The following is a 9,765-nucleotide window of genomic DNA, read 5'->3' as shown; positions in this document are numbered from 1 at the left end:
GCAGGGCCGGCAGCGAGCAAGGGACCGCCGCGCCGGCCACTGCCCTCACCGCGCGCTTGCAACCTCTCGGCAGACGCACCGCAGGCGAGCCGGGGCGATGCGCCAGGACCGCGAAGGCGGGCCGGGGCAAGCCTGCCGGCGATGCCGTGACCCGGCAAGGCGGACCGCGCGAAGCGAAACGGCCGTAGGGCCGTCAGCGAGCAAGGAACCGCCGCGCCGCCCCCCCCCTGGCCGCGCGGGTGCGACCCTTCCGGGCAGGACGACGCGGGCGATCGCGCTACCCGCGACAGTCGCTTCGAATGGCTAGCGGGGGCCGGGTTAAACCGGCCCGTTGCCGCCTCCCGGTCAGTCGTCGTTGATGTCGAGGTCTTCTTCGCCCTCGTAGTCACAGTCGGCCCACCAGCAGCTGGTGAGCGTGTGCCCCTCAGCGACGTCCGGGTCGGCGGCGGTGGGATGGTCGGTGTTGATGTCCTGCGGCATGTGTAATCTCCTCGTTCTGACGGCGATCGGCGGTCATGTGACCGGGCTCGGGTCAAGGACACGGGCGAAGTCCGTGCCGCGTAGCGGGGATCGGGGGAGCCGATTTTCTTGTCGCGTCAGCGGCGGGAAAATTGGGGGTACCGATCATCCTTGAGGCGAACCGCAGCGCATGACACGATTGGACGACCGGGAGAGGGATGCCCCCTATCGGCGGGGCGCGAGCTATCGGTGTACGGGCCCGGCAAGGCGTAGCGACGTGCAGGCCGGAGGGCCTGTGCGGATGCGAGCGAGCGGGGCCTGGCCACCGCGCAGGCCGCCATACGAGAAGGGGCCGCCCGGTTGCCCGAGCGACCCCTCGCGAGACGGTACTGTTGGAGGGCCGAAGCCCCCCGGCTATTTGATGAACTGGAAGTATGCGGTGAGGATGCCGCCGGTGGCCACCGCAGCCGCCATGAGCGAGCCCTGTACGATGATGTACCACTTGAGCCCGTCGATCGAGGTCTGGACGCCCTTGAGGCCGCTTTCGAGCCTCGCTTCGAGGATCGCCTGCATCGCGGCCAGGCGCTGGTCGTAGTGCTTGATGGCTTCAGCGACTGCCATGTCGATGTGCTCCTCGAAGGCGTGCACCACCTTCTCGGCGGCGTCGTCGAAGATATTAGCGTTCTTCAGAGCTTTGAACAACGTGATGTGCATGATCGTTCCTCCTTTGTCTTGATGACGGGAGTGATCGGGTCGGCTGCGCCGGACGGTGTCTCAGGACCGCGCAGCGGCCGCGTTAGCGGCGGTAGGGGTAACGATTTTCCGAAGGAAGATGGTGGGACCCTGCCGTCCTTGAGACTGTCCGGCGCGGCCGACACACTGGGACGACTAGAGAGATCCCTTTCCCCACCTCTCGGCGGGGCTGGAGCGATGTGCGCAACGGGCTTGTCGCGATCGCGGCGATGGGGCTCGATGCCCCTGAGCCGCGCTGTAGCGTGACAAAAAGTAGGAGGGAGGCCCGGGCGGATGCCCGAGCCTCCCGATGGGCGCTTACGCCCGCTGGTTGGATTGTGCGGCGCGCTGGTCGGTGAGCCGGCGGATGTGCAGCGGAACCCCGGCTTGGCGCAGGCGCTGCGCGAGGTTGGACTGGATGCCCGAACCTTCGCAGACGATGGCCTCGACCGGCCGCAGCTTAACCAGGTTCTCGTTGCGCAGGAAGGGCCCGCGGTTACCGTGCGCGCGGTTGGGGATGAAGCTGATCGCCTTGACCTTGCGCGACTGTGCCCAGGAGGTGGCGATGGCGTCGACGCCCTTGCGCATCCCGGTCGTGGCCAGAACCATTTCGGGAACCCGGGCCTTGATGTCGTCGAGGATGTCCCAGAGCATCTCATGGTCGTGCCAGACCTGACCGCCCGACACTACGACCATCGGGCCGGTCGGTGCGTGCTCCTCGTTGCGCTGCCGGTTGCGTGCGGCGAGGAAGTCGCGGGCGGCGATCTGCGAGGCAGTGACCCCGTTGCGGGCGACCTGCGACCCACGCGTGGCGGTGAAGGGCTTGCCGGTCTCGACCCGGTACACTTCCGAGGCGTGGTCGCGCATGGCTTCCAGAGCCTCGCGACATCCCTGCAGGGTCTGGCAGAGCAGCTGAGTCTCCTCGAGCTCGACGGCGTGGATTTCCGAGGGCTCGTAGTTGCGGGCAAGCTCACCCAGCTTCTTGGCGGCATCGTCCTCGCGGCCCTCGGCCAGGCGCGCGGTCATGTGGAAGGAGTTGACGAAGCCCCAGACGATCTGCTGCGCGAACTCCTCCATGCGGGTGTCGCGGAAGACGTCGAAGATCGTGCCGACGGCCAGTTCCACCGCGGCGCGCGCCATGTCGGGATCGGGCATCTCGGTCGCGATCGACTCCTCGTAGACGCTCAGCTTGGCGAGCTCCGAGTGCTCGATGAAGGCGCCGTCGTAGCTGTGCTCGTGAGCCTCGTCGGCGCGGGCGATGCGGTCCGCGGCGAGGTTTGCGGCGAGATCGGCGAAGTTGTTGAACTTGGTCATGATAAACCTCCATTTTTTTGTCATCCTCTTGATGACCCCCATCATCAGGCAGGTGGCGGTCAGGAGGTCAGGGACGGCCGGAGGCCGCCGCGCAGCGGGCCGTGGGGGAGCCGATTTTCTCGGCATTCTGGAGCGCAGCGGAGGGATGACGTGAAAATTGGGGGAACCGCGGATCCTTGACGGACGCCAACCGACGCCTGCCAAACTTGGCCTACCGTGTGAGAATATCTTAGAATTGTGCTCTCCCCGCGCCCTTTGGCGTGAGGGTCCCGACAGAGCCGCCCTGGGTGGGCGCGGCCACCTCCCGCAAGGGATCGTCACCCGTCAGGGCCAAGACCCGTGCAGCGGGGCTTGGTGGAGCTTGGGCTTTGAGCGCGCCGGCGACTGCCGGCAATGCGAGGAAGCCCTAGCGGAATAGAGCCCGGTGACGCGTAAGCGGCATGCGGCCTGATTCTTTGTCGCTTACCCGTGCTGAGATGACAACGCTTCACCCGCGCTAGCTCAACGAACGGCCGAACCCAACACCACGCCGGGCGGTGACTGAGGTATCTGTTGGGGGGATCTTTGGAGCGGGCAGTGTATCTATATAGCTGTTGCGACGCCCGCTTGTCGGTGATCGCGAGGTCCGACTGCTACGCCTCGGCGCGGCATATCTGCTCGACGACGTCGCCCAGTCTGAGGATGATCGGCGTTACGAAGCGCGCACTGGTTGTGTTGAATGCTTCCGGCCAGAATGTCGGGTTGCCGTTGACACCCTGCAGGACGATGACCCGGATGATGGTGTCCTCAGTGCGATCTGTGATGGCCCAGACTGCGGCGATGTCGCCGGTCTGCTCTGCAAGGGTGCTCACGTCCAAGCCGCGCAGACGCAATTCGCCGGCGATCCGTTCAAGTTTGGTGTGATCCATGTGTGCGCCTCTCGGAAATGACCGCTGCCAGCGCCGGGGCACCCTCAATGAATGCTGCGGGGATCCGGTTTCGGCTCGAGGTAGAACTCGAAGTTCTCGATCAGGAGACCTTCCTGTTTGGGGTGGGGGACGGCTGAGAAGCTGAAGGTTCGCCGGTGCCCGGATTCGATCAAGGCGAGCAGTCCGTGCATGGCCATGTCGGAGATCGGGACGCGGCAGCCGATCTTGGAGGCGCGTTCGTGTTCGGTCTTGGGAAAGGTAAGGACGCGGTCGTGCTCCGATTGCTCGACGTCGCCGGGAAGGGTGAAGAATGTGATGCTGATCGGGAAGGTGGTCTCCATGTCGGGTGAACGGCCCTGCATGAGCACCTCGACCCATTCGCCGGCGTGCTCGGTGTAGTCGACCTCCAGCCTTACGACGAGATCGGGGTCGATGATCTTCACTTCGATTTCGTCGCTCGAGCGGTCGTTATCGATGGCCGTGCTCACGGCGTCCTCCCTGCTTTTATGGGGCGAGGATAACAGCAGGAGGCGCCAAGGCGAAGCCCCGGCGCCGGAACCCTTTGGGGGAAACAAGTTGTTAGGCGGCAAGGCGCAAGTCCCTTTCGATCGAGGAGCCGAGCGCCTCCATTTCGGCGAGGTGGTTGATGTAGAGGTGACCCCAGGCCAGGTCCTCGTTGATCTGTTCGTCCTCGGCGAAGATTCGGGACAGTTGGTCTGGCCCGAGAAGGTCCAGGTCCAGGGTTTCGAGCAGCTGGCCGCGGCGATCGGCGTAGCGTTCGAGGTCCTGGAGGCGCTGGGCGGCGCGGTCGAGGTCGCGGGTGGCGGTGATGGCGAAGTCCTTCATGGCCGGTAACTCCTGCGGTGGTCCAAAGAGAGGGGGCGGCGCCTTGCGCCGCCCTTGCTGGGGTTCAGAGGAACTCGATGTCTTCGGCGATGATCTCGCAGCCGTAGCGGGTCTGGCCTTCGTTGTCGGTCCAGCGGGTGTAGTGGATGCGGCCGGTCACCGCGAGCAGGTCGCCCTTCACCTTGTGGCTGCGGACACCCATGCCCTTGCCGTTGAAGATGGTGATCTTGTGGAACTCGGCGTCCTTGAGCGGGTAGCCGGTCTCGGGGTCCTTCTCGACCTTGCCGTCGCGGATGCGGGGGCGTTCGGTCACGAGGGTGAGTTCGGTGATGCGGGTGTCGCCGCGATCGCGAGCGATGGGGTCCTTGGCAAGGCGACCGACCAGGTTGACGTTGTTCATTTTGCTAAGCCTCCAGTTGAACCGGTGGTTCGTCCGCCGGTGCCCCTGATGAGCCCCCGGGCGGGGTCCGGCCCACCGGAGCGCAGCGGAGGGGAACCCCTAAGGACCGGGGTGGTGCGGGCAGCCCGCGTAGCGGGCAACACGGCCCGGTTCGCCGGGGTTGGGCAGGTCGCCGAACGGGGGCAAGGGGCGCTACCGAGGCGGTCGGATCGCCGGGTCTCTCTGGGGGCTAACCTCGGAAAAGAGCGACGTCCTTCGGCTCGCCCTTCCAGCATAAGGCCCGGTCGTTCGTGATCGCCCCTCGTGACAGCCAGCGTTATCGACCTCACCCGGCCGGGGTTGATCGAGCGCCGTCGCGCGTCGGCATCGAGGGGAGAGAGGATCTGGCCCTGCTATGCGCGGGTCCCGGGCCCCACGCACACCAGTTCGGCAGGGGCAGTTCGCAGTTACTTTGGAGAGGCGCCGCGGTGATGGGCTGCGTTCACGGTGCGGGACATCGATCGCAGCGAGGACCGCAAAGGTGCGATGTCGCTGATATTGCGGTCTAAACCCGGCGAGGCGGCACCGGTGTTATCCGATCACCTGAGCGGGGCTGCGCAGAGAGCGGCCAAGATGGGGGGGCACCGCCGGTCAGGTGAAATCATGCCTTTGTGGTGCGAAACATCCACGACAGGAGCAGTGTGAGCCCTGAGACCATCATCGCGATGTTGAGCGAGCTCGACATCGCGAGTTCAGCGGCCCCCAGGTGGGAGATGCAGTATGGTAGAACGATAGGCATCAGCAGAAACGGCCAATGCTTCATTATGAACCCGGCAAGGCGGGCTCCGCGAGACGCGTCGTTGCCTCTGGGAAGGCGCTGCGCTTCAGACAGGGTGTACAGCCAGAGCAGCATCGGGGCGACGATGGTGACGAAGGCGGCCACAAGCGGCGTCATCGGTTATCTCCATGAAGGTGATGCTCTAGCGGTAGATGTCGCCGCGGTGGCCGATCGTCACGACCAGGATGAGGTGCTTACCGTCTTCGATCTCGCAGATCAGACGGTAATCGCCAACTCGGTAGCGCCACAGGCCCGCGAGCTGACCAGCGAGCGCTTTCCCGCTCGATCTCGGATCGTCGGCGCTGGCGATCCGTTCGCGCAGGAAGGTCGGATCCGCTTGGCAGCGGTGCGATCGAGTTTGGAGAGGGACTTCTCGGCGCTTGCGGTCAGTTCAATCCGCCAGGCCAAGGCGCTTCTCTACGTCTTCGAGCGAACTGGTTGTCTCGCGTCCTGCGCGGACGTCCTCGAGCACCTTCTGTGCGAGGTAGACGTCTTCCATGTCCTCGATGCCGCGCGCGATGATCTCGCGCAGATAGTAGGCTTTGGTACGCCCGGTGTTAGCGGCAAGCCGATCGAGGCGCTGCTCGATGTCGGGTGCCAATCTGACAGAGGTGGCCATAGCGAAATATCCTTTGAATACGTGTATTCAACATATGACGTTAGAGCGATCGATGCCAGCATGCGCACCGGTCGCAAAGAAAGACCCGCCGCTCCGGCAGGAGGAACCGGAGGGCGGGCCTTTGCGCTGACGCAGGGGGCTTAACGTCGGCTAGGGGAAGCGCTTGGTATGTTGGATCGAACCCGCGCTCCTGGAGCTAGTCGCGATCCTCAATCCCGTTTCAGGCCCCGGGACACTGGGCGATCATCAGCACCGCTGATGCACCGGCGAAGGTCTGTCGCGCCTTCATATGCGATAGCGGCTGCTTACGCCGTTATCGCGGCCACCCCATCGAGATGCGGCGCGCTGTCGTTGAGTTTTGCGGCCTCGGGGCAGATAACGCCGAGGTCCATCTTCTGAGCGAGGTTGGACAGGTCGCGATGGGCCCGCATCAGTTCGGACCGGGCGCCGACGAGGGCGCGCTGCACGTTGGCGACGCGCGCCAACGGCTGCTGCATCGTATGCGCTTCTACGCCGGTAGCGGCGCGCGCGTGCGCCACCTCGGCCAGCAACTGACCCGATTTGGCGAGAAGGTTGTCGAGTTCGGTCTCGAAAGCCGTGACGCTGCGGGCAATCCGCATTCCTGCGACGGTTGGTGTCATTCAAGGTACTCCGTACAAGGTTTGCGCCGGGCGTGATTGCCCGGCGCGGGGTGGTTGAAGGTCAGACGGTTTCGGGCTCCTTCTGCTGCTTGCCACGAGCGGGCGTCTTGGGAGCGGGTGCGGTGCTGTCGCCGAGGCCATCGCCGGCAGCGGGGGTCTGGCCGCCGGCGTGCTCGTCCTCGGGACCGGCAGGCGGCATCGGCGGGAGGGCGCTGTCGCTGCCCATGGCGGGCAGCTCGCGCTTGCGCTGCGGGCGCCGCCAGCTGACGTTGTAGCTGCCGTCCTCCTGCCGGAAGAGCGCAACGTCCAGGGGCTTTTCCAGCGCGGGATCGTCGAGCCGGCCCGAGTAGAAGCTTTCGCCCGAACCGGTGGCCGAATATTCCCACAGCGCGCCGATCTTCACCCACGTGCGACGATCGGCCGAGAGGCCCATCACGTCGAAAGCGGGTGCCTTCTCGTTATGCGAGGCGACCTCGCGCAGCGCCACGACTGCGTTGAAGCCCAGCGTCACGATGCGACCAACCGGGGTGCCCTGCTCGTTCAGCTTCAGATTGCCAATGTTCATGCTCATGCCACTTCTCCAGATGCGCCCGAACCCATTGTCCGGACCCACCATCCTCCTTCCCTCTCCTCCTCCGGGCCCTTCCGGCCCGGCCCGCGCGAACGCGCGTAGCCGCCGCGCCGACAAGGCGAGGCGTCATGGCTTGGGGCGGCGGTGAGGTGATTGCGGCTAGCGATGCAGCGAGGTAATGGCTTGCGGGTAGTATCGCCTGGCGAAGCCACGTATTACTATAAGATGGGTCAGCAGGGGGCAGTCACGACGATGGGGCGAAACGAAACTCTTACTCGGGCCGCGATCGCCGACTCGGTTCACCGCGAGGTCGGCCTGAGCAATAATGGGGCGCTCGATATGGTCTCGTCGATCCTGGAGCATATGTGCTCGGCCATGGCGCGCGGGGAGAACGTCAAGATAAGCGGCTTTGGGTCGTTTCTCTTGCGGGAAAAATCGGAGCGCGTCGGTCGCAATCCCAAGCCGGGGAGGCGCATGCAATCGAGCCGCGACGGGTCATGACTTTCCGTGCCAGTGCGAAGCTGAAGCAACGGATAGTTAGCGCGGACCAGGAAAAGGCGCCAGCAGCTGTTACGGAGCCGCTGCGGCGGGCAAGTCAGGGCTGAACTCAAAGAGCCAGCCACTGACTGTCAACCAGGTGTTCCCGTTCCGGTCATAAGCGACGAAGGCGGAGTCGAGGTCCCCATCCGGTTCGATGAGGAGTTCGAGGGTGGGCATGCCGCTGTCGGTGATCACCGGCGAGGTATACCCGGCCTCTATCGTCGAGGTCTGGGTGAGGTTGTCGGTCGGTAGAGAAAGGGCGGCGGTGTGGTTCATGGCTTATGGCTCCGAGATCATCGGTTTACGTTCGCAATGCCGGAGGGCGCCCTCGCGCTGTTGATCGCGAAGCCGATCTTTTGCGTGCCCCTGGGGGCTCCAGCTTCTCGTAGCAGTTTGCGGGCTTGCCGCATGAGTTGCAAAGCCTCGTCTAGGCTCCATTGCGGCGGCCCGGGACATAGTGATTTTACAATGCCAATGGCATTTTGATCGTCTGGAGAATCAACGGGAATCCGAGGCATAGCGTTGCTGCTTCGCTCCGAGAATGCGCCCCTTGGTCGCGTGCCAATCTGGGCGCGCCGCAAACGCAGGAGGCCTGGAGCGACTTTCCGGAGACCTCTCATGTTTTTTATCGCTCGCAACTATCAGCCTCGGTTTCTCCCGGCCTGCTGCGTAAAGCCAAATCGACGGCCGGCTTGGCGCGGCAGAAGCGATCCGACGAAGAGCGCATCTCCGGCACTCTGTCGATTGGTCGGCGTCGCGGCGAAGTTGAAGAATGACGTTTAAGCGAACGACCCCCGGACCGATCCGCATTGTATCGCGCACGCCTGACGACCTGTTCGGTAAAGCGAACCGGTTCACATTCTACGAGGAGCAAATCGCCGCAACCTGCGCTTCTGTCCCGCCCTTCGAAATTGGACGGCGGAGTGAAATGATGAGTGTGGTTGCCGCGGTTCTCTATCGAAACGGCCAGCGTGTGCGGGACATCGATGTAGCCGAGAAGGTTCATTGTCCCGATGACCGGTCCGAATTCGTCTGGATCGGGCTGCTCGATCCAACGCCTGAGCACCTACGCTCGCTGCAGGAGCAGTATGGGCTGCACCCCTTGGCCGTCGAGGATGCCATCACCGGTAAACAGATCCCAAAGGTGGACGTCTACCGGGACCAGTTGTTCGTGACGGCACGGACCGCTGAACTCGTCGGCGACGAGATTCGCTATGGGGAAGTTTCGATCTTTGTCGGGCACAGCCACATCATCACCGTTCGCCATGGCCATGAGCGCGAGTTTTCCAAGCTTCGGGGGCAACTCGAGCAGGACCCGGGCATGCTGCAGAAAGGCGTCGACTATGTCCTCCACGCCATCCTCGACTATATCGTCGACGGTTACCTGCCGATCATAGAGACGATCGAAGAGGACACCCTGGCGATGGAGCGCCAAACGGTGGATAGTTTCCTGGGCCGGGACGATATCATCCGCATCTTCAGCCTGCGGCGAGAGATCATCCGTTTCCAGCGCGTGCTGATCCCAATGGGCGAAGTCGCGGCCAAGTTCGTCAGAGCAGAGCTGCCTTGCATCGATCAGGATGCGCGGCCCTATTTCAGCGACGTCAACGACCACGTCCGCCGGGTCCAGGCCATGGCCGACGGGCTCAAGGAAATCCTCAACTCGGTATTCGAATTCAGCAATCTGCTCGAACAGCAACGAACGGGCGCTATCACCCGTCAGCTGGCGGCGTGGGCGGCCATCCTGGCGGTGCCGACCGCCATGGCGGGCATCTACGGAATGAACTTCAAGAACATGCCGGAACTCGAGACGCGTTATGGATATTACGTCGTCCTGGTGGCGATCGCCTCTGTATGCCTCCTGCTCTACAAGCGCTTCAGGAGGCTGAAATGGCTTTGAACCCGGCCATCCGATAGG

15 protein-coding genes and 1 pseudogene are annotated in these 9,765 nt (G+C 64.1%); 3 read left to right on the top strand and 13 right to left on the bottom strand.

The features are described from left to right. Nucleotides 1–345: 345 nt before the first annotated feature. The 12 genes from PMI02_RS28250 to PMI02_RS25430 form a co-directional block, all read right to left on the bottom strand. A complete protein-coding gene (locus tag PMI02_RS28250; RefSeq protein WP_007688523.1) occupies nucleotides 346–480 on the bottom strand; it encodes a hypothetical protein in 135 nt (44 codons plus the stop codon). 393 nt (nucleotides 481–873) lie between these two features. Continuing rightward, on the bottom strand, nucleotides 874–1,173 hold the full coding sequence (locus PMI02_RS25475; RefSeq protein WP_007688522.1) for a hypothetical protein: 300 nt from the start codon (nucleotides 1,171–1,173) through the stop codon (nucleotides 874–876). A gap of 336 nt (nucleotides 1,174–1,509) precedes the next feature. Then, a complete protein-coding gene (locus tag PMI02_RS25470) occupies nucleotides 1,510–2,505 on the bottom strand; it encodes a DUF2493 domain-containing protein (RefSeq protein ID WP_007688521.1) in 996 nt (331 codons plus the stop codon). Between the two features lie 632 nt (nucleotides 2,506–3,137). Next, nucleotides 3,138–3,413 carry a hypothetical protein gene (locus PMI02_RS25465; protein WP_007688520.1) on the bottom strand — a complete coding sequence of 92 codons (276 nt, stop codon included), beginning with the start codon at nucleotides 3,411–3,413 and terminating at the stop codon, nucleotides 3,138–3,140. Between the two features lie 44 nt (nucleotides 3,414–3,457). Then, the gene (locus tag PMI02_RS25460) at nucleotides 3,458–3,901 is read right to left on the bottom strand and encodes a hypothetical protein (RefSeq protein ID WP_007688518.1); all 444 of its coding nucleotides are present in this window, start codon (nucleotides 3,899–3,901) and stop codon (nucleotides 3,458–3,460) included. A gap of 91 nt (nucleotides 3,902–3,992) precedes the next feature. After that, nucleotides 3,993–4,259, bottom strand: a complete 267-nt coding sequence (locus tag PMI02_RS25455) for a hypothetical protein (protein WP_007688515.1) — start codon at nucleotides 4,257–4,259, stop codon at nucleotides 3,993–3,995. Between the two features lie 64 nt (nucleotides 4,260–4,323). Further along, entirely contained in the window at nucleotides 4,324–4,659 is a 336-nt protein-coding gene (locus PMI02_RS25450) for a single-stranded DNA-binding protein (RefSeq protein ID WP_007688513.1), read from the bottom strand. A 640-nt stretch (nucleotides 4,660–5,299) separates the two neighbouring features. After that, entirely contained in the window at nucleotides 5,300–5,593 is a 294-nt protein-coding gene (locus PMI02_RS25445) for a hypothetical protein (protein ID WP_007688511.1), read from the bottom strand. 25 nt (nucleotides 5,594–5,618) lie between these two features. Further along, entirely contained in the window at nucleotides 5,619–5,786 is a 168-nt protein-coding gene (locus PMI02_RS28130; protein WP_238539162.1) for a type II toxin-antitoxin system RelE/ParE family toxin, read from the bottom strand. An 81-nt stretch (nucleotides 5,787–5,867) separates the two neighbouring features. Next, nucleotides 5,868–6,095: a DUF6290 family protein gene (locus PMI02_RS25440; protein WP_007688509.1), complete on the bottom strand. Its 228-nt coding sequence runs from the start codon at nucleotides 6,093–6,095 to the stop codon at nucleotides 5,868–5,870. A 305-nt stretch (nucleotides 6,096–6,400) separates the two neighbouring features. Continuing rightward, nucleotides 6,401–6,736, bottom strand: coding sequence for a hypothetical protein (locus tag PMI02_RS25435; protein ID WP_007688507.1), 336 nt, complete (start codon nucleotides 6,734–6,736; stop codon nucleotides 6,401–6,403). Nucleotides 6,737–6,797: 61 nt separating this feature from the next. Further along, nucleotides 6,798–7,307 (bottom strand): DUF736 domain-containing protein, encoded by a 510-nt coding sequence (locus PMI02_RS25430; RefSeq protein WP_007688504.1) that lies wholly within the window; start codon nucleotides 7,305–7,307, stop codon nucleotides 6,798–6,800. Nucleotides 7,308–7,559: 252 nt separating this feature from the next. Here PMI02_RS25430 and PMI02_RS25425 point away from each other — a divergent pair. Further along, nucleotides 7,560–7,912: pseudogene (locus PMI02_RS25425) on the top strand (integration host factor subunit alpha). On the opposite strand, the gene PMI02_RS25420 reads toward PMI02_RS25425, so the two are convergent. Next, entirely contained in the window at nucleotides 7,878–8,123 is a 246-nt protein-coding gene (locus tag PMI02_RS25420; protein ID WP_007688499.1) for a hypothetical protein, read from the bottom strand. The pseudogene PMI02_RS25425 and the gene PMI02_RS25420 sit on opposite strands and share 35 nt — an antisense overlap. 206 nt (nucleotides 8,124–8,329) lie before the next feature. Between PMI02_RS25420 and PMI02_RS27480 the strand changes: the two genes are divergently transcribed. Together PMI02_RS27480 and PMI02_RS25415 are read left to right on the top strand one after the other, a co-directional pair. Continuing rightward, entirely contained in the window at nucleotides 8,330–8,623 is a 294-nt protein-coding gene (locus PMI02_RS27480) for a hypothetical protein (protein WP_157222683.1), read from the top strand. A gap of 155 nt (nucleotides 8,624–8,778) precedes the next feature. After that, nucleotides 8,779–9,747: a magnesium and cobalt transport protein CorA gene (locus PMI02_RS25415; protein ID WP_007688497.1), complete on the top strand. Its 969-nt coding sequence runs from the start codon at nucleotides 8,779–8,781 to the stop codon at nucleotides 9,745–9,747. The last annotated feature ends 18 nt before the right edge of the window (nucleotides 9,748–9,765 follow it).

Origin of the sequence: Novosphingobium sp. AP12 (assembly GCF_000281975.1) — a bacterium.
In the GTDB taxonomy this organism is placed as follows: Bacteria; Pseudomonadota; Alphaproteobacteria; order Sphingomonadales; family Sphingomonadaceae; genus Novosphingobium.
Note: the sequence above shows the minus strand (reverse complement) of the source record. Positions and strands in the feature narration are given on the sequence as shown.

What these genes read in the sequence shown, in the direction of transcription:
- PMI02_RS28250 (WP_007688523.1), bottom strand. Translation starts at nt 480, where the DNA reads ATGCCGCAGGACATCAACACCGACCATCCCACCGCCGCCGACCCGGAC.
- PMI02_RS25475 (WP_007688522.1), bottom strand. Translation starts at nt 1,173, where the DNA reads ATGCACATCACGTTGTTCAAAGCTCTGAAGAACGCTAATATCTTCGAC.
- PMI02_RS25470 (WP_007688521.1), bottom strand. Translation starts at nt 2,505, where the DNA reads ATGACCAAGTTCAACAACTTCGCCGATCTCGCCGCAAACCTCGCCGCG.
- PMI02_RS25465 (WP_007688520.1), bottom strand. Translation starts at nt 3,413, where the DNA reads ATGGATCACACCAAACTTGAACGGATCGCCGGCGAATTGCGTCTGCGC.
- PMI02_RS25455 (WP_007688515.1), bottom strand. Translation starts at nt 4,259, where the DNA reads ATGAAGGACTTCGCCATCACCGCCACCCGCGACCTCGACCGCGCCGCC.
- PMI02_RS25450 (WP_007688513.1), bottom strand. Translation starts at nt 4,659, where the DNA reads ATGAACAACGTCAACCTGGTCGGTCGCCTTGCCAAGGACCCCATCGCT.
- PMI02_RS25445 (WP_007688511.1), bottom strand. Translation starts at nt 5,593, where the DNA reads ATGACGCCGCTTGTGGCCGCCTTCGTCACCATCGTCGCCCCGATGCTG.
- PMI02_RS25440 (WP_007688509.1), bottom strand. Translation starts at nt 6,095, where the DNA reads ATGGCCACCTCTGTCAGATTGGCACCCGACATCGAGCAGCGCCTCGAT.
- PMI02_RS25435 (WP_007688507.1), bottom strand. Translation starts at nt 6,736, where the DNA reads ATGACACCAACCGTCGCAGGAATGCGGATTGCCCGCAGCGTCACGGCT.
- PMI02_RS25430 (WP_007688504.1), bottom strand. Translation starts at nt 7,307, where the DNA reads ATGAGCATGAACATTGGCAATCTGAAGCTGAACGAGCAGGGCACCCCG.
- PMI02_RS25420 (WP_007688499.1), bottom strand. Translation starts at nt 8,123, where the DNA reads ATGAACCACACCGCCGCCCTTTCTCTACCGACCGACAACCTCACCCAG.
- PMI02_RS25415 (WP_007688497.1), top strand. Translation starts at nt 8,779, where the DNA reads ATGAGTGTGGTTGCCGCGGTTCTCTATCGAAACGGCCAGCGTGTGCGG.